Here is a 23,800-nt window from a genome sequence, read left to right as displayed (position 1 = left end):
CGACCAAATGCTGGAGGAGCGCCATGTATCGATTCATCGCCGCAGTTGTTCTGCTGTCGGCAATGCTTGGGGCGCCGCTTGCGCGAGGTTGCACGGTTCCATCAACCAGCCAGCGGCCAGCCATGCAAAACAACAGCCATCCCAGCGATTTCCAGGTGATCGAATTCCGCCGCTACCAGATCAAGCGCGGCGGCCTGTCCAGCTTCGTCGCCTATTTTGAAAGTTTTTTCCCGGAAGCCTTCCAGCAACTCGGTGCGCTGGCGCTTGGCCAGTTTTCCGAACGCGGGAACCAGGACAGCTTTACCTGGCTGCGCGGCTTCAAGAGCATGGACGAGCGCGCCATCGTCAACAGCGCTTTCTACTACGGACCGGTGTGGAAAGAGCACCGGACCAGGCTCAACGACCTGATCGTCGACAGCGACAACGTGCTGCTGCTGCGGCCGCTGCGCCGGGACAGCGGCGTCAGCGTGCTGCCGGCGGTTGACCCGGTGTGCGAAACAGGCGGCGCGCAGGGTGTGGTGGTAGCGCAAATCTTCGCGCTCAAGGCGGGCGATGTCGAACTGTTTGCGCGCCAGGCAGCCTCGGCCTTCGATGCTTACCAGGCGGCCGGCATGCGCCAGGCCGGGCTGCTGGTGACGCTCGATGCGAAAAACAATTTCCCGCAGCTGCCGGTCAGGACTGACGGCCTCTACCTGGTATGGCTGGGCATCGCCAGGGACGACCGGCAGCTGGAAACCGATTTTTATCCCCTGGCCGACCGCGCTGCCAGGCAGCTGGCGGGCGACGGCCTGCTCAGGTCGGCGCCGGAGCTGGTGATCTTCGATCCGGCCCGGCGCTCGCGCCTGCGCTGGCTGGCGGAATAGCCGCGCCGCCGCTGATCCTTCGTGCAAGCTTTTTACTTTTACTTTCAGGAGACATCAACATGCACCCATCCGCCAATCTCTGGCTGTACTTCATGATCGTATTCGGCGTCATCATCCTGCCGGGGCTGGATATGGCTTTCGTGCTGGCCAGCGCCTTGGTCGGCGGCCGCCGTTCGGGCCTGGCGGCGGTGGCCGGGATTGTCGCCGGCGGCATCTGCCACATGACCATGGGCGCCCTCGGCCTGGCGGTGGTGCTCAAGCTATGGCCCAGCCTGTTCAACCTGGTGCTGCTGGCCGGCGCCGCTTACATTGCCTGGATCGGCTGGTCGCTGTTGCGCAGCAAGAGCGGCTTCCACTTTGCGTCGGCGTCGCCGCAGCAGGCGGCCAAGGCGCCTGCAACCACTTTTTACCAAGGCATGCTGACCAGCCTGCTCAATCCGAAAGCCTACGTCTTCATGCTGGCGATATTTCCGCAGTTCCTGAAAATCGACGCCGGGCCGATCTGGAGCCAGGCGCTGGTGCTGTGGATCATCACCGCGCTTACCCAGGCCGGCGTGTACGGTTTCATTGCCATCCTGTCCAGCCGCACCCGCAGCTGGTTCGACGCCAATCCGCGCGGCAGCCTGGTCGCGGCGCAGGCGGTCGGCGCATTGCTGATTGCCGCCGGGATAGTTACCGGGATCGAGGGCTGGCAGGCGATATAGCCGGCGCACGGCCGCTGCACCGAAATAGAGTGCGGCGCACCATCTTCACGCAAAAAGTCCGGCGCCACGCGCTGCAACGGCGCGGCGGGTAAAATTTCCTTTGTCTTTGAAATTAAAAACCCCTTTTAAATCAATGATTTAAGTTGATGGCACGGCGTTTGCTCTGGATCAGGCCATAGGATCAACGAAGATCCGACCTTTTCTAACGCAGGTCCAATGATGGATCTGTTGGACAACGGCGTCCTCTTGGCCCGACCACTCTATGGTTGGGACGAGAGGACGCCTTTTTGTTTTTAAAGAGACAAAAAAATGGCAAACAAAGCGACCAGTATCCAACTCTTCAGCCTGCGTACACCTCAGATGCGCGCCTTTCACCTGACCTGGATGGCGTTCTTCGTCTGTTTCTTCGCATGGTTCGCCTGCGCGCCGCTGATGCCGCTGATCAAGGGACAGCTCGGACTGAGCATGGCGCAAATCGCCAATATCAATATCGCCGCAGTAGCAGTGACGATACTGGTGCGCTTGCTGGTCGGTCCGCTGTGCGACCGCTACGGCCCGCGCAAGACTTATGCCGGGTTGCTGCTGATCGGCGCCTTGCCGGTGTTCGGCGTGGCCATGGCGCAGAGTTACGAGAGTTTCCTGTTCTTCCGCCTGTGCATCGGCGCGGTCGGCGCCAGTTTTGTCATCACGCAATATCACACCTCGGTCATGTTCGCCTCCAATGTGGTCGGCACCGCCAACGCCGCCTCGGCCGGCTGGGGCAATGCCGGCGGCGGCGCGGCGCAAGCCTTGATGCCGTTGCTGGCGACCGCGTTGCTGATGCTGGGTGTCAGCGAGACCTTGGGCTGGCGTCTGGCGCTGCTGGTGCCGGGCGCGTTCATGCTGATCATGGCGGCGCTGTACTGGCGCTATACGCAGGATTGCCCGCAAGGCAATTACGCAGATTTGCGCGCCCGCGGCGTGGCGATAGAGGGTGGGAAAAAGGGCGGCTGGGCCAGCTTTCGCGCCGCCAGCGCCAACTACCGGGTGTGGCTGCTGTTCGTTACCTACGGCGCTTGTTTCGGCGTCGAGATTTTCATTCACAACATCGCCGCCATTTATTACGTCGACCACTTCGGCTTGTCGCTGAAGGGAGCGGGCATGGCCGCCGCCAGCTTTGGTTTGCTGGCCTTGTTTGCGCGTGCGCTGGGCGGCTGGCTGTCCGACCGCGCAGCGTTGCGCGGCAACCTGGACAGCCGCGCCGTCCTGCTGTTCGTGCTGATGCTGGGCGAGGGCCTGGGTTTGCTGTGGTTTGCCCATGCCGGCAGCGTGGCGCTGGCGGTGGTGGCGATGCTGACGTTTGGCCTGTTCACCCACATGGCCTGCGGCGCCACTTATGCGCTGGTGCCGTTCATCGACCGCAAGGCGCTGGGCGGCGTGGCCGGCATCATCGGCGCCGGCGGCAATGTCGGCGCGGTGGCCGCCGGATTCCTGATGAAGGGGCTGAGCGATACCCAGCAAACGCTGACCATGCTCGGCGCGCTGGTGACGGTTTCGGCGCTGTGCGCCATCGCCGTGCGCTTCAGCCCGGAACACAAGGCGCAGGAACAGGAATTGCACGATCTCGCACTAGCCACCAGAAATGCATAAAGGACGCACCATGAAAATCATCGTCATCGGTCACGGCATGGTCGGCCACAAATTCCTGGAATGCCTGGCGGATGCAGGCGCACCGGATATCGACGTCACGGTTTTGTGCGAAGAGCCGCGTCCTGCTTACGACCGGGTCCACCTGTCGGCGTTCTTTGCCGGCAAATCGGCACAAGACTTGTCGCTGGTGGCGCCTGGATTTTTCGAGCGCACCAGGATCGACCTGAAGCTGAACGCCAAGGCGCAGCTGATCGATAGCGCCGCCAAGACCGTCACTTTCAACCTGGACGGCGTCAGCCGCACGCTGCCTTACGACAAGCTGGTGATCGCCACCGGGTCCTATCCGTTTGTGCCGACCCTGGCCGGCAATCAGCGCAAGGATTGTTTTGTCTATCGCACCATCGAAGACCTGGAAGCGATGCTGGAATGCGGCAAGCGCTCGCGCAGCGGCGTCGTGATCGGCGGCGGCCTGCTGGGACTGGAATGCGCCAAGGCCTTGCGCGACATGCAGCTGGAAACCCATGTGGTCGAATTCGCGCCGCGCCTGATGGCGGTGCAGGTGGATGAAAGCGGCGGCCGCATCCTGCGCCAGAAGATCGAAGAGCTGGGCGTCATTGCGCATACCCAGAAGAACACCCTGGAAATCGTCGACGGCAAAAGCGGCACGCACCGCATGAATTTCGACGACGGCACCCATCTCGACACCGACATGATCGTGTTTTCGGCCGGCATCCGGCCGCGCGACGAACTGGCGCGCGACAGCGGGCTGAAGGTCGGCGAACGCGGCGGCATCGTGATCGACAACAGCTGCCGCAGCTCCGATCCGGACATCTATGCCATCGGCGAATGCGCGTTGTGGAACGGCCGCATATTCGGCCTGGTGGCGCCGGGCTACGACATGGCGCGCATCGCTGCCAAGCATATGCTGGCCGCTGGCGGCAGCACGGCGGCGCCGGAGTTCAACGGCGCCGACATGAGCACCAAGCTCAAGCTGATGGGCGTCGATGTCGCCAGCATCGGCGATCCGCACGGCAAGGAAGCCGGCAGCCGTTCTTACCAGTTCACCGACGAACGCAAGCAGATCTACAAGAAGATCGTGGTGTCGGAATGCGGCAAATACCTGCTGGGCGGCGTCATGGTAGGCGACGCCAGCGAATACGGCACGCTGCTGCAGATGATGCTCAACCGCATCGAGCTGCCGGCCTCGCCGGAATTCCTGATCCTGCCGCAGGCTGACGGCCAGGCCAGGGCCGGGCTGGGGGTCGATGCCTTGCCGGACACGGCGCAGATCTGCTCTTGCAACAATGTATCGAAAGGCGACCTGTGCGCAGCCGTGGGCGGCGGCGCCACCAGCATCGGCGCGCTGAAGAGCTGCACCAAGGCCGGCACTTCCTGCGGCGGCTGCGTGGCGCTGGTGACGCAGGTCATGAAGGCCGAGATGAAAAAACAGGGCATGGCGGTCAACAACCATGTCTGCGAACATTTTCCGTATTCGCGCCAGGAGCTGTTCCACCTGGTGAAGGTAGGCCAGATCAAGACCTTCGGCGCCTTGCTGGAACAGCACGGCAAGGGCCTGGGCTGCGATATCTGCAAGCCGGTCGCGGCCAGCATCCTGGCTTCCTGCTGGAACGACTTCGTGCTGAAAAAGGAACACGCCAGCCTGCAGGATTCCAACGATTATTTCCTCGGCAATATCCAGAAAGACGGCACTTATTCGGTGGTGCCGCGCATGGCCGGCGGCGAAGTCACGCCTGACGGTCTGATTGCAGTCGGCCAGGTCGCCAAGAAATACGGCTTGTACACCAAGATCACCGGCGGCCAGCGGGTCGACCTGTTCGGCGCCCGCGTCGAACAGCTGCCGCTGATCTGGGAAGAGCTGATCGCGGCCGGTTTCGAATCCGGCCATGCTTACGGCAAATCGCTGCGCACCGTCAAATCCTGCGTCGGCTCGACCTGGTGCCGCTACGGCGTGGATGACAGCGTCGGCCTGGCGATCGCGCTGGAGAACCGCTACAAGGGTTTGCGCGCGCCGCACAAGATCAAGTTCGGCGTCTCCGGCTGCACCCGCGAATGCGCCGAGGCGCAGGGCAAGGATGTCGGCATCATCGCCACCGAAAAAGGCTGGAACCTGTATGTGTGCGGCAACGGCGGCATGAAGCCGCGCCATGCGGAGCTGCTGGCCTCGGACCTGGACCGGGCGACCTTGATCCAGACCATAGACCGCTTCCTGATGTTCTACATCCGCACCGCCGACCGCCTGCAGCGCACCAGCGTCTGGCGCGACAACCTGGAAGGCGGGCTCGACTACCTGAAGCAGGTGGTGGTGCAGGACAAGCTGAACATCGCAGCGGAACTGGAAGCCGACATGCAGCACGTGGTCGACACCTACGAATGCGAATGGAAAAAAGCCGTGACCGACGCCGAAACGCGCAAGCGCTTCCAGCATTTCGTCAACAGCGACCAGGCCGACAGCAATGTGGTGTTCGTGGAAGAGCGCGGCCAGATCCGCCCGGCCACGGTGACCGAGCGCAAGCGCATCAGCATTCCGGTCGTCGTCGAAACCGTTTAAAGGAAGCCACATGCACAATGACCGCCAAAGCAAGCAATGGACCGCCGTCTGCCGGCTGGACCAGATCGTGCCGAATACCGGCGTCTGCGCCCTGGTCAACGGCGAGCAGATTGCCGTGTTCCATGTCCTCGACGGCGAGCAGCGCGTGTTCGCCATCGGCAACTACGATCCCAACGCCGAGGCGGCGGTGCTGTCGCGCGGCCTGGTCGGCAGCCTGGGGGAACGCATCGTGGTTGCATCGCCCATCTACAAACATCATTTCGACCTGCAAACCGGGGAATGCCTGGAAGCGCCGGAACACTCGGTGAGCGCTTATCCGGCCCGCATCAGCGACGGCCAGGTCTGGATCGCGGCATGACAGCCGGCGCGCCATCGGCAGCCAGGCCGGCGCTGGCGGTGATCGGCAACGGCATGGCCGGCATGCGCACGGTCGAAGAGCTGCTCAAGCTGGCGCCGGACCTGTACGACATCACCGTGTTCGGCGCCGAGCCGCACGGCAATTACAACCGCATCCTGCTGTCGCCGCTGCTGGCGGGCGACAAGAGCATGGACGACATCATGCTCAATACGCCGGAGTGGTACCGGCAGCACGGCATCACGCTGCACGCCGGCGATCCGGTGACGGCGATAGACCGCCAGCGCCGCATCGTCCGTTCGCGCGCGGGTGTCGAATTGCGTTACGACCGGCTGCTGCTGGCGACCGGCTCCAAGCCTTTCATCATCCCGGTGCCGGGACACCAGCTGCCGGGCGTGATCGCTTTCCGCGATATCCAGGATGTCGAAACCATGCTGGCGGCGGCGCGCGATCACCGGCACGCGGTGGTGATCGGCGGCGGCCTGCTCGGGCTGGAAGCGGCCAACGGCCTGCTGCGGCAAGGCATGGACGTGACGGTGGTGCATGTCATGGACAGCCTGATGGAAAGGCAGCTGGACAAGTCGGCGGCGATCCTGCTGAAGAAAGCGCTGGAACAGAAGGGCCTGCGTTTTTTACTGAGCGCTCAGACCGCTGAAATCGTCGGCGCCGGACAGGTTAACGCCGTGCGCTTCAGGGACGGCACGGAAATCCCGGCCGACCTGGTGGTGATGGCCGTCGGCGTCCGCCCCAATATCGAACTGGCGCAGCAGGCCGGGCTGCATTGCGAACGCGCGATCGTGGTCGACGATACCTTGCAGACCTACGATCCGCGCATCTATGCGGTAGGCGAATGCGTGCAGCACCGCATGGCCACTTTCGGGCTGGTGGCGCCGATCTGGGACCAGGCGCGCGTGTGCGGCGCCCACCTCGCCGGCGCCGGCCATCGGCGCTATGTGCAGCAAGCCACCGCCACCAAGCTCAAGGTCACCGGCATCGACCTGTATTCCGCCGGCGATTTCATCGGCGGCGAAGGCAGCGAAGACCTGGTGCTGCGCGACCCGCGCCGCGGCATCTACAAGCGGCTGGTGATCAACGGCCCGCATATCGTCGGCGCGGTGCTGTACGGCGACGTCAAGGACGGTCCCTGGTATTTCGAGATGATCCAGCGCCGCACCGATATTTCCGCGCTGCGCAGCCAGCTATTGTTCGGCCAGGCGCTGTGCGCCCAGGCTGCCTGAACGGAGCGCCGATGAATCCGGTCCCGACTTTTCCTTTGCTTGCCGCCGGCCAGCTGGCCGCCAGGCAGCACGGCACGCTGACCACCTGCCCATACTGCGGCGTCGGCTGCGGCGTGCGCGCCACCGTGGCCGGCGATGGCCAGGTCGACATCGCCGGCGATGAAAGCCATGCCTCGAATGCCGGCCGGCTGTGCGTCAAAGGTTCGGCGCTGGGCGAGACGGTCGACCTGGAAGGGCGTTTGCTGCATCCGCGGATGCTGGTCGAGAACGATGGCCGGCAGTCCATGCAGCGCGTATCCTGGGATGCGGCGCTGGACAAGGTCGCGCACGGTTTCCGCTCGATCGTGGAGCAGCACGGGCCGGACGCGGTCGCGCTGTATGTCTCCGGCCAGCTGCTGACGGAAGACTATTACATCGCCAACAAGCTGATGAAGGGCTACATCGGCAGCGCCAATATCGATACCAATTCGCGCTTGTGCATGTCGTCCGCGGTGGCCGGCCACAAGCGCGCGTTCGGCGCCGACCTGGTGCCGGTCTGTTATGAAGACCTGGAGCTGGCCGACCTGGTGGTGCTGGTCGGCTCCAACACCGCCTGGTGCCATCCGATCCTGTTCCAGCGCATCGCCAGGGTCAAGGAAATGCGGCCGCAGATGAAGCTGGTGGTGATCGATCCGCGTCGCACCGCGACGTGCGAGCTGGCCGACCTGCACCTGCCGCTGAAGGCCGGCAGCGATGTCTGGCTGTTCAACGGCTTGCTCAGTTTCCTGGCGCGCCACGATGCCGCCGATGCCGGTTTCATCGAAGCGCATACCGACGGCCTGGCCGCGGCGCTGGAAGCGGCGGAAGCCGATTGCGCCGACCTGGCCGCGGTGGCAAAAAGCTGCAAGCTCGATCCGCAAGACTTGCTGACTTTCTACGAATGGTTCGCGGCGAATGAAAAAGTGGTCACCGCCTTTTCGCAAGGCGTCAACCAATCGTCGTCCGGCACCGACAAGGTCAACAGCATCATCAATTGCCATCTGCTGACCGGGCGCATCGGCAAGGAAGGCATGGGACCGTTCTCGATCACCGGTCAGCCGAACGCCATGGGCGGCCGCGAAGTCGGCGGCCTGGCGAACATGCTGGCGGCGCATATGGAGCTCGACAATCCCCAGCATCGGCAGGCAGTGCAGGATTTCTGGCAGGCGCCGCGCATGGCCGACCGGCCGGGATTGAAGGCGGTCGACCTGTTCCAGGCAATCGAGGCCGGCCGCGTCAAGGCGGTATGGATCATCGCCACCAACCCGGTAGTCAGCCTGCCGGATGCCGACCAGGTGCAGCGCGCGCTCGCCAAGTGCGAACTGGTGGTGGTGTCCGACATCATCGAAAAAACCGACACCAATGCCTTTGCCCACGTCTTGCTGCCGGCCATGGGCTGGGGCGAGAAGGATGGCACGGTCACCAGCTCCGAACGCCGCATCTCGCGCCAGCGCGCTTTCCTGCCGGCGCCGGGCGAAGCCCGCGCCGACTGGCAGATCCTGTGCCAGGTGGCGCAGCGCATGGGCTACGCAGGTTTCGATTTCAGCGCGGCGCACCAGGTGTTCGACGAGCACGCGCGCCTCAGCGCTTTCCGCAACGGCGACGCTTTCGGCCTGCGCCGCATGTTCAACCTGGCCGGCCTGAGCGGCCTCGGCCAGGCTGCCTTCGATGCCTTGCAGCCGGTGCAATGGCCGATCGTCACTGCAGCCTCCGGCGAAAAACAGGGTACGGCGCGGCTGTTCGCCGACGGCCGGTTTGCCCATGCCGACGGCAAGGCGCGCTTTGTCGCCACCGTGCCAAGGGCGCCGCGCCACGCCACCGACAGCGCATATCCGCTGAGCCTGAATACCGGCCGCGTGCGCGACCAGTGGCACACCATGACGCGCACCGGCAAGTCGCCCAAGCTGGCCGACCACGTGCCGGAATCCTTTGTCGACATGCATCCGCAAGACGCTTTGCTGTATGGCGTGCGCGAAGGCATGCTGGCGCGCGTGGCCAGCCGCTGGGGATCGATGGTGGCGCGGGTGCAGCATGGCGGCGGCATCGCGCGCGGCAGCATTTTTGTGCCCATCCATTGGAACGGGCAATCGGCTTCGGATGCGCGGGTGGGCGCGCTGGTCAATCCGGTGGTCGATCCGGTTTCGGGCGAGCCGGAATTCAAGCACACGCCGGTGCTGGTCGAAGAGTTCCGCGTAGCCTGGTACGGTTTTGTGCTGAGCCGCAGGCTGCCGATGCTCGACGACGTCACCCATTGGACGCGGATCCAGGGACGGCGCTTCAACCGTTACGAACTGGCCGGCCGCAGCCCGATCGCCGACCATGGCGCCTGGGCCGCCAGCTTGCTCGATGTCGACGTTGCCGACGCCGACTGGCTGGAATACCAGGATGCCAGCGCCGGCATCTATCGCGCCGTGCATGTGGTGGACGATCGCATCGACGCCTGCGTGTTCCTGTCGCCGCGGCCCGACCTGCCGTCGCGCGCCTGGCTGGCCAGCCTGTTCGCCAAGGACCGGCTGGAAGATGCGGACAGGGTCGGCTTGCTGCTGGGCCAGCCGATAGCGAAGGGCGCCGACACCGGCCCCACCGTGTGTTCGTGTTTTGGCGTCGGCCGCAACACCATCTGCGCAGCGGTCCGCACACAGGGCCTGAGCACCGTGGCGCAGGTGACCGCTTGCCTGAAGGCGGGCGGCAATTGCGGATCCTGCGTTCCTGAGATCAAGAAACTGCTGACGGAAATCCTGGCGGAAGAAACCGCATAAACGGATCGGCCTGCTCGACTGCGTTACCATCATCCCTGCCTGGACCAGAGATGATGGAGCCGAGACATGTCTTTTTCTTTAACCTTGACGTCGCACAACTGCTTGCGCCTGGCGCTCGTGGCGCTAGCCGCCAGCGTTGCTTTTGCCACGCCGGCGCGCGCCGATGCGCCAGCCGGCCGCCATGCCGCCGTCGCCGCATATCCGGCGCCGCCGGCCGAGCTGTATCCGCAACTGTTCGCCGCGGTGCAGCTGGGCCATGTTTTCGGCGACGGCAAGACCTTTGCCGACGCCTTGCCGAAAGGCCTGCCCGCCGCCATCGAGGCGGAATACAGACAGGCCAAGGATCGGCCGGGTTTCATCCTGGCGGATTTTGTCCGCCTGCATTTCGACCTGCCGAAGGACAATGCGGACGCCTACACCAGCGACCGCAGCCAGTCGCTGCAGCAGCATATAGCCGGCCTGTGGCCGCACCTGACCCAGCAGCCGGCGCCGGCCAGCGCGGCCTCTTCGCTGCTGCCTTTGCCGCAGCCTTATGTGGTGCCGGGCGGGCGCTTCCGCGAAGTGTATTACTGGGATTCCTACTTCACCATGCTGGGCCTGCTGCAGAACGGCAAGCCGCAGCTGATGCGGGCGATGGTCGACAATTTTTCCAGCCTGATCGACCGCTACGGCCACATCCCGAACGGCAACCGCAGTTATTACCTGAGCCGCTCGCAGCCGCCGTTCTACTACAAGATGGTCGGCCTGTTGTCGAGCGGGGACGAAGCCGGCGCTTATGCGCGTTACCTGCCGCAGCTGCGGCGCGAGTACGGTTTCTGGATGGATGGCGAACACGACCTCAAGCCCGGCGCGGCATACCGCCGGGTAGTGGCGCTGGCCGACGGCAGCGTGCTGAACCGTTACTACGATGACCGCGCCGCGCCGCGCGACGAATCGTATGCCGAGGACGTCAAGCTGGCCCGGCAAAGCGGCCGCCAGGCTGCCGAGGTTTACCGCGACGTGCGCGCCGGCGCCGAAAGCGGCTGGGATTTCAGCAGCCGCTGGTTCGCCGACGGCAAGACGCTTGCCGCCATCGAGACTACCGCCATCCTGCCGGTCGACCTCAACAGCTTGCTGTATGGCCTGGAAAACGCGATCCGCCTTGGCTGCGAACGAGTGCGCGACCTTGCCTGCAGCAGCGATTTCAAGCAGCGCGCCGAACGCCGGCGGGTCGCGGTGCAAAAGTACCTGTGGGATGAAACGGCCGGCTACTACGTCGACTATCAGTGGGTCAAACGGCAGCCGACCGCGCGCCCCGGCGCCGCCACGCTTTATCCTTTGTTCACCGGCATCGCCGAACCGGGGCAGGCAGCGCGTGTGGCGCGCTGGACCGGCAATGAATTGCTCAAGCCGCATGGCGTTGTCACCACGCCGGTCGACAGCGGCCAGCAGTGGGATGCTCCCAACGGCTGGGCGCCGCTGCAATGGATTGCGGTGGACGGCTTGAACCGTTACGGCTTGCACGCCTTGGCGCGCGACATCGCTGCGCGCTGGATGGGCAAGGTGCAGCAGGTCTATGCCGGCAGCGGCAAGCTGGTGGAAAAATACGATGTGACCGCCGGCGGCGCCGCAGCCGGCGGCGGCGAATACGCCTTGCAGGATGGTTTCGGCTGGACCAACGGCGTGGCGATGCAGCTGATGGCGCTGTATCCCGAACTGCAGCGTCCATGACCCGAGGCCTGCTGCCGGCAGGCCCTAATGCACCGGCTTGGCCTTGCGCTCGGCCAGCAGCCAGACGGCCAGGCCGGCTGCGCTTAATCCGGCGCCTGTCATCGACACGCCGAACCAGCCGGCGTAGCCGTACATCGAGGTCGACAGCACCGAACCGCAGGCGCCGCCGATGAAGTAGCACGTCATGTAGCCGGCGGTCAGGCGGTTCCTCGATTCAGGATGCAGGTGATTGATCACGCTCAGGTTGGTGACGTGGATTGCCTGCACCATCAGGTCCAGCAGCAGGATGCCGACGACCAGGCCGATCAGCGAACTCTTGGCAAACACCAGAGGCAGCCACGACAACAGCAGCAGCGCCAGGCCGATGGAAGTCGAACGGCCGGCATGGCCGCGGTCCGCCAGCCGTCCGGCGTGCGAGGCCGCCATGGCGCCGGCGGCGCCGACCAGCCCGAACAGGCCGATGGTGCCGTCGGAATAAAGGAAAGGCTCAGCCGCCAGCAAAAAGGAAATCGACGTCCACAGCACACTGAACACGGCGAAGATGATCGCACCCAGCAGGGCGCGGATGCGCAGCACCGGCTCCGCTACGAACAAAGTCAGGATCGACGCCAGCAAGCGCGGATAGCTCAGGCTTTGCGATTGATGGTGGCGCGGCAGGGCGCGTCCCAGCGCGATCGCCGTCACGATCATCAGCGCCGCGCCGAACCAGTACACGGTCTGCCAGCCGCCCAGCGCCGACAGGTAACCTGCCACGGTGCGCGCCAGCAGGATGCCCAGCAGCAGGCCGGTCATCACGTGGCCGACCACCTTGCCGCGCTCCTGCGGCGCCGCCAGGGTCGCGGCAAACGGCACCAGCACCTGCGACACCACGGAAAACAATCCGGTCAGCGCGGTCCCGAGCAGGACGAACGCCATGCTCTGCGCGGTGGCAGTGATCAGCAGCCCGCAGGCGGACAGCAGGGTCATGATGACGATCAGTTTCTTCCGTTCCAGGATGTCGGCCAGCGGCACCAGCAGCATCAGGCCCAGCGCATAACCGAGCTGGGCCACGGTCACGATCAGGCCGGCGCTGCCGTTGGAAATGCCGAAGCGGGCGGCAATGGTATGCAGCAGCGGCTGCGCGTAATAGTTGCTGGCCACCGCGACGCCGGTAGCGACCGACATCATGATCACCAGGCCGGGGCTGAGTTTGCCGGTTTGTGCTTGTTCCATCTTGAAATGCCTTTGAAAATGCCAGGCGACACTTTATCCCTTATCGCAGGGCGGCGCTTTGCCGCACCGTAAAACGGCCGCCAGCGGGCCGGCGAAATATTGCGTAGAGTATTGGCTTGTCCGCAGCCAGCGTCTGCCGCAGCCTTTCATCCATCGACCCAGGAGCCTTACCATGAGCCAAGCCAGCGAAGCCCGTCCGCCGTTCCCGCCCTTCACCCGCGAGACCGCGATTCAGAAGGTGAGGATGGCGGAAGACGGCTGGAACAGCCGCGATCCGCAGCGCGTGTCGCTGGCGTATACCGTCGACACCATCTGGCGCAACCGCCATGAATTCCCGCAGGGACGGGAACAGGTGGTGCAATTCCTGACCCGCAAGTGGGAGCGCGAACTGGATTACCGCCTGATCAAGGAGTTGTGGGCTTTCGACGGCAACCGGATCGCCGTGCGTTTCGCCTACGAGTGCCACGATGCGGCCGGCAACTGGTTCCGCTCCTACGGCAACGAGAATTGGGAGTTTGATGAACATGGCTTGATGCACCGGCGCTATGCCAGCATCAACGACTTGCCGATCAAGGAATCGGAACGCAAATACCACTGGCCGCTGGGGCGCCGTCCCGACGATCATCCGGGATTGAGCGAGCTCGGCCTGTAAGCTGTAAAGGCGGTGCTTAGTGCGACCGCCTGTATTCGTTGTAGATCAGCGAAAAAACCACCGGCACCCGGTTGGCGTTGCCGAAATTGACCGGGTCGTCGGTGCGCGGATAGGCGACCGGGTAGGCGCGCAGCATGTTGATCTGCGCCAGCTCGGCATCTTCCAGTTGCGCCAGCGCCGCGATGGCTTCGTTTTCGATCTGATGCATCAATGACCAGGTCAGCAGCGCATCGGCGTTGCGATAGCGCCTCACGATGGCTGCGATGGCGGCTTTCAGTCTGGCAGTCATGGCGTCAAGCTCCGGTCTTCTGACAACAATCATCACATCTCTCCACGCAAATTATACTGTATGTATGTACAGTATAATTCAAGCCGCGGAAATCCCCAATCGATACCCGGCTGCTGTCGGCCAACTATCGCAGCGTCGCGTTGAGAATCCGCGCGGCGCTATACAATAGCGTTCTCTTCGTTAGCCAGGATGCTAGTTGCCATGACCGCCATCAACCCGCTGTTGCAAGACTGGAATACCCCATACGGACTGCCGCCTTTCGACCTGGTAAAGGCGGAACATTTTGTCCCGGCGTTTGAAGCCGCGCTGCCCGCGCACCTGGCCGAGATCGACGCCATCGCCGCCGAATCCGCGGCGCCGACTTTCGCCAATACGCTGGCCGCCTTCGACGCTTCGGGCCGCCTGAACAGCCGCATCAGCCTGCTGTTCGAGAACCTGACCGCGAGTGAAACTTCGCCTGCCCTGCAAGCGGTGGAAGTCGAACTGGCGCCGCGCCTGGCTGCGCACAGGAATGCGATCTACCTGCATGCCGGCCTGTTTGCGCGCATCGCCGCGCTGTACGCGCGCCGCGCGGAACTTGACCTGGATCCTGAACAGCTGCGCCTGCTGGAGCGCGTGCACCTGGATTTCGTGCGCGCCGGCGCCAGCCTGCCGCCGGCATCGCGGCTGCGCTACAGCGCATTGACTGAACGGTTGGCCGCCTTGAGCACGGCGTTCACGCAAAACGTGCTGGCTGACGAATCCGGTTTTTCGCTGGCGCTGGAAGACGAAGCCGCGCTGGCCGGCCTGCCTGAATTCCTGCGTGCTTCGGCCGCGGCGGCGGCGCAGCAGTGCGGCCTGCCGGCCGGCAGCCATGTGATCACGCTGTCGCCCTCGCTGGCCGAACCGTTCCTGACATTCTCGGACCGGCGCGACCTGCGCGAAGCGGTCTGGCGCGGCCGGGTCGCGCGCGGCGCCCATGACGGCGTCCACGACAACCGGCCGGTCGCCGCCGAAATCATGGCGCTGCGCCAGGAGCAGGCGCAGCTGCACGGATATCCGACCTATGCCGATTACCAGCTGATCGACCGCATGGCCGGCAAGCCGGAAGCCGTGTCAGCCCTGCTCGGCAAGGTATGGGAACCAGCCAAGAAGAAAGCCGAGGACGACCGCGCGGCGCTGACCGAGATGGCGCGCAGCCTGGGCCAGCCGACGCCGATCGCGGCCTGGGACTGGCGCTACCTGGCCGAGAAAGTGCGGCAGGCACGCTACGACCTCGACGACGCCGAACTGAAGCCGTATTTCGCGCTGGAAAACATGATCGGCGCCATGTTCGACTGCGCCCAGCGCCTGTTCGGCCTCAGCTTTGTCGAGCAGCACGGCGTCGCGCTGCATCACGCCGATGCCCGCCTGTGGGAAGTGCGCAACCGCGACAACGCACTCATCGGCTTGTTCATCGGCGACAACTATGCGCGCGCCAGCAAGCGCAGCGGCGCCTGGATGCACATCTTCCGCAGCCAGTCCGGCCACAACGGCGGCACGCTGCCGGTGGTCATCAACAACAATAATTTCGCCAAGGCGGATGTCACCCTGCTGAGTTTCGACGATGTCCGCACCTTGTTCCATGAATTCGGCCACGGCTTGCACGGTTTGCTGTCGCAAGTGAAATACGAGCGCCTGGCCGGCACCCAGGTGCTGCAGGATTACGTCGAATTGCCGTCGCAGATTTTTGAGAACTGGGCTGAGGAAGAAGTGGTGCTGCAGCGCCATGCCCGCCATTACCAGAGCGGCGCGGCGATGCCTCCGGCCTTGCTGGAAAAGCTGAAGCGCGCGCGCCAGTTCGACCAGGCCTGGGCCACCATCATGTACGCCGGCCCGGCCCTGATCGACATGGCTTTGCATTCGCTGCCGAACGGCAGCAAGGTCGATATCGCGGCTTTCGAGGCGCAGCAGTGCGAGCTGCTGGGCGTACCGCAAGATATCGGCCAGCGCCATTACCTGTCGCACTTCCAGCATCTGTTCAGCGGCTCGGATTACGCGGCGGGTTATTACGTGTACATGTGGGCCGAAGTGCTGGATGCCGACGCTTACGATGCCTTCATCGAAGCCGGCGATCCGTTCGAGCAGAAAATCGCCGAACGCCTGCGGCGCTACATCTACAGTTCCGGCAACAAGCAGGATCCGGCGCTGGCGTTCCGCGCCTTCCGCGGCCGCGATCCGAAGGTGGAGCCGATGCTGGCGAAACGCGGCTTGATTGCATAGGCAGCGCTGCCCTGGCCGCCGTCCGGCGACCGGGGCGTCAGGTACATTGCATTTCACATTTCATTTTTTCCCGGCAAACGGCGATGCCAGGACGGCAGCGCCCGCAGCCGCAGCTGTGGTCGCGCTGTTGCCTAAAGCATCGTTGAGAACCTTGGCAAGGCGCACGCCGGCCCGGCTCAGCTGGGTGGCGACCACGCTGCCGGCATTGCTGACGTAAGTCGCCGGCAGCTTGTATTTGCCTGTGGAATCCGGCGTCGGCAGTTTGCCGTAGACATCGGTGCGGGCGATATCGAAAGCTTCCAGCGACCAGTCGCGCGGCGTCTGTTGCTGCCATTGCCTGACCTGGGCGCTGCTGATCTTGGCGATCAATGCTGACGCCACCTTGTTCTGGTCGGTCCCCAATTTATTGACGAAAGCGGTATCCCAGTAGGCATGCAGCTTGCCGGCTGCGATGCCGGCGGCCGACACCGTCTCGTCGTTGCCGCCGCGGTCGTGCGAATCGCTGGAGTGCAGCGGCTGGTGCAGGTCGCCGACGAAGTGCAGCAGGAACTGCAGCGCCAGCAGGCGTTCAGCCGGGTCCGTATTCGGATCGCGCAGTTCCGCGCTGAATTGATCGACTTTATCGACCACGCAGTCCTGCGCCACGCCGCCGGATGCCGGAGTGCCGGCCGGCAGGGTCGGATGGCCGAAGCAGGCGGCGTCGATGTCGCCATCGCTGATTTCGGTATCGACAAAATGCCAGGACGCGGTTTCCCGGTGCGCATTGCGGTATTTGTCGGCCCAGGTTGCTTCGGATGCCATATCGGTGGCGGTCAGGCCGCTGCTGTCGGCCGCCAGCATGGCGTCGACCTGGGTGCGCACGCCGGCGGTGAGGTAATGGTCGGCGATCAGGCCGACCACCATATGGCCTTCGTCGCCCCAGGCCAGGGCGCTGGGGCTTGCCAGCATCAACGGCGCGGCGCAGGCAACGCTGCCGGCAAGAGCGAGGAACAGCTGACGATTCAGTTTCATGGCGACTCCATTCAGGAAGGTAAAAGTTTCATTTGATGCACTTTTGCCGCCCGAATATATGCCGCATTTATGACCGCGGCATGTCAGCGCTGCCTGTCAGGACTGACAGTTGCCAGCTGTATGAATTTGGCTCATGCAAACTTGAGAGTTTGTCGCTTGACGCCGCGAGCTCGAATCGAGACACTCGGCAATAAGCGCTGCCTCGCCCCTGGCAGCCGCATTTCCTGATGCCGACCATGACCCAACGCCAGAAACTCGTCCTGCCGGGCGGCCACCACAAGCTGTTATTGCATTCCTGCTGCGCGCCCTGCTCGGGCGAAGTGATGGAAGCCCTGCTCGCCAGCGAGATCGATTTCTCGATCTATTTCTACAATCCGAATATCCACCCGCAACGCGAATACGCGTTGCGCAAGGATGAAAACATCCGCTTCGCCGAGCAGCACGGCATACCGTTCATCGATGCCGACTACGACCTCGACAACTGGTTCGCCCGCGCCCAGGGCATGGAAGACGAACCGGAGCGCGGCAAGCGCTGCACCATGTGTTTCGACATGCGCTTTGAACGCAGCGCGCTGTATGCCTACGAACACGGCTTCCCGGTGATCAGCAGCTCGCTCGGGATTTCGCGCTGGAAGGACATGGCGCAGATCAACGGTTGCGGCGCGCGCGCGGCGGCGCATTATCCCGGCATCACTTATTGGGACTACAACTGGCGCAAGCAGGGCGGATCGGCGCGCATGATCGAAATCTCCAAGCGCGAGAATTTCTACCAGCAGGAATATTGCGGCTGCGTCTACTCGCTGCGCGACACCAACCGCTGGCGCAAGGAACAGGGGCGCGAGCGAATCAAGATCTGCGAGAAGTTTTACGGCCAGGAGGAAAAACAATGAGCGCCAATCCAAGGAAGGCTGCCGCGCCATGGCCGGTCGCAATGGCGGCTGCGGAAAACCAGCCCGGCTCCATGACTCCGGCTGACCGCCTGGCCAGCATGGAAAAACTGCTGGCCGCGTTCATGCAGACGCTGGACCGGAACGAAGACGCCGGCACGCCGCACCTGATGGGCCAGCATCGCGGTTGCCCGTGCTGCAGCGAACGCGGCGAATGAAGCCGGGATGCCGGTTCAGGACCCGCTGAACCAGTTGTAGCCCTGGTCTTCCCAATATCCGCCCGGGTTTTCATTGGTGACGAAGATGGCGGCGATGTGCTTGGGATTCTTGAAACCCAGCTTGGTCGGCACCCGCAGTTTCAGCGGATAACCGTATTCCGTCGGCAGCGGCTCCTGGCCGAAATCCAGCGCCAGGATGGTCTGCGGATGCAAGGCGGTGGCCATGTCGATGCTGGAGTAATAACGGTCGGCGCATTTGAAGCCGACATACTTCGCGGTCGTGTCGGCGCCGATATGGGCGAGGAAGGTGCGGAACGGCACGCCGCTCCACTGGCCGATGGCGCTCCAGCCCTCGATGCAGATATGGCGCGTGATCTGCGACGCTTGCGGCAGGGCGCGCAGCTGCGCCAGGTTCCAGCTGCGCTTGTCGCGCACCAGGCCGGAGACTTCCAGCTTATAGGCATCGCCATCGATTTCCGGCGCCGAATCGGCGTCGTAGAAAGCGTTGAACGGGAACGGCTTGGTGATCATGCTGGCCGGATAAGTCGGCGCCAGGTGGCTGGGGCGGAACAGCATGGCCTGCACCCGGTCGTTCCAGCGCGACATTGCCCACAATACCTTGTCGACCTGGTCGCCATCCTGCAGGTTGCAGCCGGACAGCAGCGACAGCGCCCCCAGCGACAGGCCAGAACGCAGGAACAGGCGGCGCTGCAGCTGCACCAGCTCGGGCTGCAGTCCGCTGTTTTTCGGCAGGTTCTTTTTCTTGTCGCTCATGCCTGCTGCTCCTGTTTCGAGGTCTTGTTACGGGAATGGCGCGGCGCCCGCCCGGTCAGCATCGGCAGCAGGGTGCTCGGCACGATCAGCACCAGCGCCAGGTGCACCGCGACGAACGCCACGATGCCGGCCATCGCGATAAAGTGCACGCGGCGCGCGGTATCGTAGCCGCCGAACAGGCTGGCCAGGCCATCCAGCTGCACCGGTTTCCAGATCGACAGGCCGGACGCCACCACCAGCACGCCGAGCAGCAGCACGACTATGTACATCAGGCGCTGCACGGCGTTGTAGATGCCCGGCTGGTGCGCCAGCCTGAATGCCAGCGCGTCCTTGGTATCGCGCAGCAGGTCGCGCGGCCGCAGCGGCAGGAAATGGCGGCGGAAATGGCCGGCCAGGAAACCGTAGCCGACATAGATCAAGCCGTTCGCCACCAGCAGCCACATCGCTGCCAGATGCCAGGCAATCGCGCCGCCGAGCCAGCCGCCCAAGGTAGCCCAGTGCGGGAAATCGAAACCGAACAGCGGCGAGGCGTTGTAGATCGCCCAGCCGCTCATCACCATGCAGACGATGGCGAAGGCGTTGATCCAGTGGACCACGCGCACCAGCAATGGATGGATGATGCGCACGCGGGAATCGGGTTGGTCAGCAGTCGCCATGGAAACACCTTGTCAAGAATCGCCGCGGGCAGTTAGTGTGGTGTTTCGCACATAATGGCCGCCCGCAAACGCATTGCAAAACCGCATTACATCGGCGGCACTACGCCATTGACGCCAACCGTGGCGCGGCCGACAACGTCGCTGCCGTCGGCAGCCTTGCTGACGAAAAACACGCCGTGCGCGCCAGCCACCAGCAGGCTGCGGTCACCCTTGTCGAGGCTGACGATAGGGACATCGGCCGGCACCACGATCTTCTTTTCGCCATCCGGGTACTTGACCGTGATGGTGCGGCCGCTGGTCACCACCACATCGCCGACGGTGCCGTTGGTCATGCTGCTCTTTTTGCCCAGGTCCCAGGCGTAATGGCCTTCGCCGACCTTCATCCCGGCCGGGAATACATGCACTTCCAGCGCTTTCAGGCTGCCGTCGGGCAGCGGCACGGCGGCGCTGCCGATGAAGCTGTCGGATTTGATGTCGGTGATCGCCGCATGGCTGACCGAGAACAGCATCAGGTCCGGCGCCAGCTTCAAGGTTTGTTTCTTGCCAGCCTTGGTGCTGACTTCCAGGCTGTCGGGATTGACCTTGTCGATGGTGGCGCGTACCCGCACCACTGGCGCTGCGGTTTGGGCGGCGGCGATGCTGCCGTAGGCCAGGAAAGCGGATGCCGCCAATACAGGAACAAGCCGGCGCAGAAGTTGTGTGGTTTTCATGAAAACGGTCTCGGTGGTTGCTGGGAATCCCAGTTTAGGACCGCCGCAGTGTCTTATCGGTGACATATGAATGACAATATTGTCATTATTCGCGGCAGGCGAATTGATAGAATGGAGCGTATTTCCATCACCGGTTCAAACCCAGGCCCAGCATGTCCATCCTCGTCATCGAAGACGATCCCAAGACCGGCGCTTACCTCAAGAAAGGCTTGCGCGAATCAGGCTATGCGGTCGACCTGGTCCGCAACGGCAGCGACGGCTTGCACATGGCGCTGGAAAACAATTACGAGCTGGTGGTGCTGGATGTCATGCTGCCCGGCACCGACGGCTGGAAAATCATGGGCGCCTTGCGCGCCAAGCGCGATTTGCCGGTGATCTTCCTGACTGCGCGCGACCATGTCAACGACCGCATCCGCGGCCTTGAACTGGGCGCCGACGATTACCTGGTCAAGCCGTTTTCGTTTACCGAACTGCTGCTGCGCATCCGCACCCTGTTGCGGCGCGGCGTGGTGCGCGAGGCGCACGAGCTGGATTTTTTCCAGGTTGCCGATCTCCAGCTCGACCTGCTGCGGCGCAAGGTCACGCGCCAGGGCATCGATATCGTGCTGACCAACAAGGAATTCCTGCTGCTGCACCTGCTGGTCAAGCGCAAGGGCGAACCGTTGTCGCGCACCGTCATCGCGTCAGAGGTATGGGACATGAATTTCGACAGCGACACCAATGTGGTCGATGTCGCCATCAAGCGCCTGCGCGCCAAGATCGACAATCCCTTCGAGCATAAACTGATACACACGGTACGCAGCATCGGCTACATGTTTGCGGAAGATCCATGAACGCCTGGCGCAGGCAGTCGCTGACGGCGCGCGTGACTTTCCTGTTCGCGCTGATCGCCTACGCGATCGTCAGCATTCTCGGCATGTACCTGTATTCGTCGACCCGGCAGGCGCTGGAAACCCGCGCCGACTATTCCCTGATCGGCAAGGTCGAGCATTTCCGCCACCTGCTGCACGACCTGTACAACGTCAAGCAGATGGAAGACCGGCCGACCTTGTTTGAAACCATGCTGGGCAGCGAACAGGATGTGCTGATGTTCGCTTATCCGGGCCAGGCGCCGTTCGTACGCGTCAATCCCGACAACATGACGCCGCCGCCGATGACGCCGCAAAGCCTGGGCCAGCCGTTGACGCTGGCGCAGCTGCACGCGGGCGTACGCGCCGACGGCGTGCGGGTGCGCTGGGTATCGGCGCTGGCCGACGTCGGCGGCGACGGCACCGTGGTCATGATTACCGGCGCCCATGTGATGACCCAGGAGTCGCATATCCTGGCGCGCTATTACTGGCAAGTGATGGCAGCGGCGGCGGTGTCGGTGCTGCTGGCGGCGCTGCTGGGGTTCCTGGTGCTCAAGCGCGGTTTCCTGCCGCTGAAGGCAATGGCCGGCCGCGCCGCCGAAGTCAGCCCGACCAATATCGCGATACGCCTGCGGGAAGAAGATGCGCCGCAGGAACTGCGGCGGCTGGCGGCGTCATTCAATGCGATGCTGGACCGGCTGGCCGACGGCTACGAACACCTGTCGCAGTTTTCCGCCGACCTGGCGCACGAGATACGCACCCCGATCGGGGCGTTGATGGGGCAGACCCAGGTCACCCTCGGGCAGGTGCGCAGCGCCGCCGAATACCAGCAGGTGCTGGAATCGAACCTGGAAGAGCTGGAGCGCCTGAGCCGGATCGTTGAAAACATCCTGTTTCTGGCGCATGCCGACCACGCCGGGCTGGCGGTGGAAAAATCGCCGCTGGTGCTGGCCGACGAGCTGCACAAGATTGCCGATTATTTTGAAGGGGTGGCCGAAGAGCGCGGCATCCGGCTGGAGGTCGACGCCAGCGGCAAAGTGCAGGCCAGCCCGGTGATGTGGCGGCGCGCGGTCAGCAACCTGGTGGTGAATGCGGTGCGTTATGCGGTGCCCGGCAGCACGGTGCGGCTCAGCGGCCGGCCGCAGGCGACGGGAGTCCATGTCGAGGTGGAGAACCAGGGCGATCCGATTCCGCCGGAGCAGCTGGAGCGGCTGTTCGACCGTTTTTACCGCGGCGACAAGTCGCGTAGCGAATATACCGAATCGAACGGCCTCGGCCTGGCCATCGTGCGCGCCATCATGCTGGTGCATGGCGGCAGCGCGGATGTCGCCTGTTCGGGCGAAGGGCTGATCCGCTTCAGCCTGTATTTCCCGGATAGCGCGGCGGCAGCCTGACAGCGCAGGCTGCGCCGGCACGGGTTTACCGTATGCGCGCCATTTCCAGCGCCATGCTCAGCTTGCCGAAACGTGCGGTAATTTCTTCAAAGGCTTTCTGCTTTTGCGCCGTGCTCAGTTTGCTGTCGTACATGTTGCTGCGCAACAGGCCGAACATGGTGAGGTCGGCGATCGGCTTGAGCTGGGCGTCGGTGGAATGCTGGAAGCCGGACAGGTCGAGGATGTTTTGCAGGACGTCGGGCTGGCTGGCCGGATTTTTCGGCTTGCCGTAGGTGACGAAGAACTCTTCGATCCTGGCCTTGGACGCGGCCGGCAGGTCCTTGCGGTACAGCAGCGGATCATTCGGAATCAGGGGCGACGACCAGATCACGCGCAGCTTGCTGAACTGCTCCGGCGATTCTTTTTTCAAGCGGTCCAGTTCCTCGGTATTGTTGGTCGCGACGTCGACCTGGCCGGCGATCACCGCCTGCAGGTTCTTCTTGTGGTTGCCGACCGTAATGGTCTTGAACAGCCGTTCCGGCTCCACCTTGTTCTTGGCGAAGGCGTAGTAGGCCGGCACCAGGTAGCCCGAGGTCGAGCTCTTGTCGCCGTCGTAGAAACTGTAGACGCCCTTGTTGGCCACAATGTCGTCGAACGATTTGAGCGGGCTCTTGGCCGGCGTGATCAGCACCGAGTTATAGCCGTGCGAACCGTCCTTCTTGACCATCTGCGCAAAGACAGTCGACTGGTTGTCTTCCACCGCTTCCAGCGCGATCTTGCTGCTCAGCCAGGCGACCTGGATGGTGTTGGATTTGAGGCCGGCCAGGATCTCGCTGTAGTTGGTGGACACCACCGCGCGGACTTCCATTTTTGTATATTTCGCGAAATCGTCAAGCACCGGCTGCCAGCGTTTCTGGGTATCTTCCGCGGTGGTGGTGGCGATCAGGCCGATGGTGATTTTCCTCGGCGCGTCGTCGTCCTTGGCGAATGCGCAGGATGCGAGCATGGAACACAATACAAGTACGGTTTTCAGTAATCTCTTCATAAATGCCTATCTGGTTATTGCGGGTGGTGATGGAAAACG

21 protein-coding genes are annotated in these 23,800 nt (G+C 63.6%); 14 read left to right on the top strand and 7 right to left on the bottom strand.

The window, feature by feature from the left end; genetic code table 11:
• The first annotated feature begins 23 nt into the window (after nucleotides 1–23).
• The 8 genes from AC07RZ_RS16915 (at nucleotide 24) to treF (ending at nucleotide 11,845) form a co-directional block, all read left to right on the top strand.
• Nucleotides 24–863, top strand: a complete 840-nt coding sequence (locus tag AC07RZ_RS16915) for an NIPSNAP family protein (protein ID WP_494668801.1) — start codon at nucleotides 24–26, stop codon at nucleotides 861–863.
• A gap of 59 nt (nucleotides 864–922) precedes the next feature.
• The gene (locus AC07RZ_RS16910) at nucleotides 923–1,567 is read left to right on the top strand and encodes a LysE family translocator (protein WP_494668800.1); all 645 of its coding nucleotides are present in this window, start codon (nucleotides 923–925) and stop codon (nucleotides 1,565–1,567) included.
• A 309-nt stretch (nucleotides 1,568–1,876) separates the two neighbouring features.
• Nucleotides 1,877–3,196 (top strand): MFS transporter, encoded by a 1,320-nt coding sequence (locus AC07RZ_RS16905; protein WP_494668799.1) that lies wholly within the window; start codon nucleotides 1,877–1,879, stop codon nucleotides 3,194–3,196.
• A gap of 10 nt (nucleotides 3,197–3,206) precedes the next feature.
• Nucleotides 3,207–5,765, top strand: coding sequence for a nitrite reductase large subunit NirB (nirB, locus tag AC07RZ_RS16900; protein WP_494668798.1), 2,559 nt, complete (start codon nucleotides 3,207–3,209; stop codon nucleotides 5,763–5,765).
• 10 nt (nucleotides 5,766–5,775) lie between these two features.
• A complete protein-coding gene (gene nirD / locus AC07RZ_RS16895; protein ID WP_494668797.1) occupies nucleotides 5,776–6,123 on the top strand; it encodes a nitrite reductase small subunit NirD in 348 nt (115 codons plus the stop codon).
• On the top strand, nucleotides 6,120–7,358 hold the full coding sequence (locus AC07RZ_RS16890) for an NAD(P)/FAD-dependent oxidoreductase (RefSeq protein ID WP_494668796.1): 1,239 nt from the start codon (nucleotides 6,120–6,122) through the stop codon (nucleotides 7,356–7,358). The genes nirD and AC07RZ_RS16890 overlap by 4 nt, the downstream gene beginning before the upstream one ends.
• An 11-nt stretch (nucleotides 7,359–7,369) precedes the next feature.
• Complete coding sequence (locus tag AC07RZ_RS16885) at nucleotides 7,370–10,135, top strand: nitrate reductase (protein WP_494668795.1); 2,766 nt, start codon at nucleotides 7,370–7,372, stop codon at nucleotides 10,133–10,135.
• 66 nt (nucleotides 10,136–10,201) lie between these two features.
• Nucleotides 10,202–11,845 carry an alpha,alpha-trehalase TreF gene (gene treF / locus AC07RZ_RS16880; RefSeq protein ID WP_494668794.1) on the top strand — a complete coding sequence of 548 codons (1,644 nt, stop codon included), beginning with the start codon at nucleotides 10,202–10,204 and terminating at the stop codon, nucleotides 11,843–11,845.
• A gap of 24 nt (nucleotides 11,846–11,869) precedes the next feature.
• On the opposite strand, the gene AC07RZ_RS16875 is transcribed toward treF, so the two are convergent.
• On the bottom strand, nucleotides 11,870–13,057 hold the full coding sequence (locus tag AC07RZ_RS16875) for an MFS transporter (protein ID WP_494668793.1): 1,188 nt from the start codon (nucleotides 13,055–13,057) through the stop codon (nucleotides 11,870–11,872).
• Nucleotides 13,058–13,229: 172 nt separating this feature from the next.
• Here AC07RZ_RS16875 and AC07RZ_RS16870 point away from each other — a divergent pair, with 172 nt between their 5' ends.
• Nucleotides 13,230–13,709, top strand: coding sequence for a nuclear transport factor 2 family protein (locus AC07RZ_RS16870; RefSeq protein WP_494668792.1), 480 nt, complete (start codon nucleotides 13,230–13,232; stop codon nucleotides 13,707–13,709).
• Between the two features lie 16 nt (nucleotides 13,710–13,725).
• On the opposite strand, the gene AC07RZ_RS16865 is transcribed toward AC07RZ_RS16870, so the two are convergent.
• Nucleotides 13,726–13,998, bottom strand: coding sequence for a DUF2471 family protein (locus AC07RZ_RS16865; RefSeq protein WP_494668791.1), 273 nt, complete (start codon nucleotides 13,996–13,998; stop codon nucleotides 13,726–13,728).
• A gap of 201 nt (nucleotides 13,999–14,199) precedes the next feature.
• Between AC07RZ_RS16865 and AC07RZ_RS16860 the strand changes: the two genes are divergently transcribed.
• Nucleotides 14,200–16,239, top strand: a complete 2,040-nt coding sequence (locus tag AC07RZ_RS16860; protein ID WP_494668790.1) for a M3 family metallopeptidase — start codon at nucleotides 14,200–14,202, stop codon at nucleotides 16,237–16,239.
• 60 nt (nucleotides 16,240–16,299) lie between these two features.
• Here AC07RZ_RS16860 and AC07RZ_RS16855 read toward each other — a convergent pair whose 3' ends face one another.
• Nucleotides 16,300–17,250, bottom strand: coding sequence for a S1/P1 nuclease (locus tag AC07RZ_RS16855; RefSeq protein ID WP_494668789.1), 951 nt, complete (start codon nucleotides 17,248–17,250; stop codon nucleotides 16,300–16,302).
• 227 nt (nucleotides 17,251–17,477) lie between these two features.
• On the opposite strand from AC07RZ_RS16855, the gene AC07RZ_RS16850 reads away from it, so the two are divergent.
• On the top strand, nucleotides 17,478–18,140 hold the full coding sequence (locus AC07RZ_RS16850; protein ID WP_217647620.1) for an epoxyqueuosine reductase QueH: 663 nt from the start codon (nucleotides 17,478–17,480) through the stop codon (nucleotides 18,138–18,140).
• The gene (locus tag AC07RZ_RS16845) at nucleotides 18,137–18,355 is read left to right on the top strand and encodes a hypothetical protein (protein WP_144738057.1); all 219 of its coding nucleotides are present in this window, start codon (nucleotides 18,137–18,139) and stop codon (nucleotides 18,353–18,355) included. Before AC07RZ_RS16850 ends, AC07RZ_RS16845 begins: the two co-directional genes overlap by 4 nt.
• Before the next feature lie 15 nt (nucleotides 18,356–18,370).
• Here AC07RZ_RS16845 and AC07RZ_RS16840 read toward each other — a convergent pair whose 3' ends face one another.
• The 3 genes from AC07RZ_RS16840 to AC07RZ_RS16830 all read right to left on the bottom strand — a co-directional run bounded on the left by AC07RZ_RS16840 (nucleotide 18,371) and on the right by AC07RZ_RS16830 (nucleotide 20,495).
• Entirely contained in the window at nucleotides 18,371–19,129 is a 759-nt protein-coding gene (locus AC07RZ_RS16840) for a molybdopterin-dependent oxidoreductase (RefSeq protein ID WP_494668788.1), read from the bottom strand.
• Nucleotides 19,126–19,785: a cytochrome b/b6 domain-containing protein gene (locus AC07RZ_RS16835; protein ID WP_494668787.1), complete on the bottom strand. Its 660-nt coding sequence runs from the start codon at nucleotides 19,783–19,785 to the stop codon at nucleotides 19,126–19,128. The genes AC07RZ_RS16840 and AC07RZ_RS16835 overlap by 4 nt, the downstream gene beginning before the upstream one ends.
• Before the next feature lie 86 nt (nucleotides 19,786–19,871).
• Nucleotides 19,872–20,495, bottom strand: coding sequence for a hypothetical protein (locus AC07RZ_RS16830; protein WP_494668786.1), 624 nt, complete (start codon nucleotides 20,493–20,495; stop codon nucleotides 19,872–19,874).
• Nucleotides 20,496–20,647: 152 nt separating this feature from the next.
• Here AC07RZ_RS16830 and AC07RZ_RS16825 point away from each other — a divergent pair, with 152 nt between their 5' ends.
• Nucleotides 20,648–21,328: a heavy metal response regulator transcription factor gene (locus AC07RZ_RS16825; protein WP_494668785.1), complete on the top strand. Its 681-nt coding sequence runs from the start codon at nucleotides 20,648–20,650 to the stop codon at nucleotides 21,326–21,328.
• Entirely contained in the window at nucleotides 21,325–22,737 is a 1,413-nt protein-coding gene (locus tag AC07RZ_RS16820) for a heavy metal sensor histidine kinase (RefSeq protein ID WP_494668784.1), read from the top strand. Before AC07RZ_RS16825 ends, AC07RZ_RS16820 begins: the two co-directional genes overlap by 4 nt.
• A gap of 25 nt (nucleotides 22,738–22,762) precedes the next feature.
• Here AC07RZ_RS16820 and phnD read toward each other — a convergent pair whose 3' ends face one another.
• Nucleotides 22,763–23,761 carry a phosphate/phosphite/phosphonate ABC transporter substrate-binding protein gene (gene phnD, locus AC07RZ_RS16815; protein WP_494668783.1) on the bottom strand — a complete coding sequence of 333 codons (999 nt, stop codon included), beginning with the start codon at nucleotides 23,759–23,761 and terminating at the stop codon, nucleotides 22,763–22,765.
• Between the last annotated feature and the right edge of the window lie 39 nt (nucleotides 23,762–23,800).

This window comes from Collimonas sp. GW821-FHT07E08 (assembly GCF_059418905.1).
The sequence above is the reverse complement of the archived record's forward strand: the minus strand, read 5'-3'. Positions and strand labels throughout refer to the sequence as shown.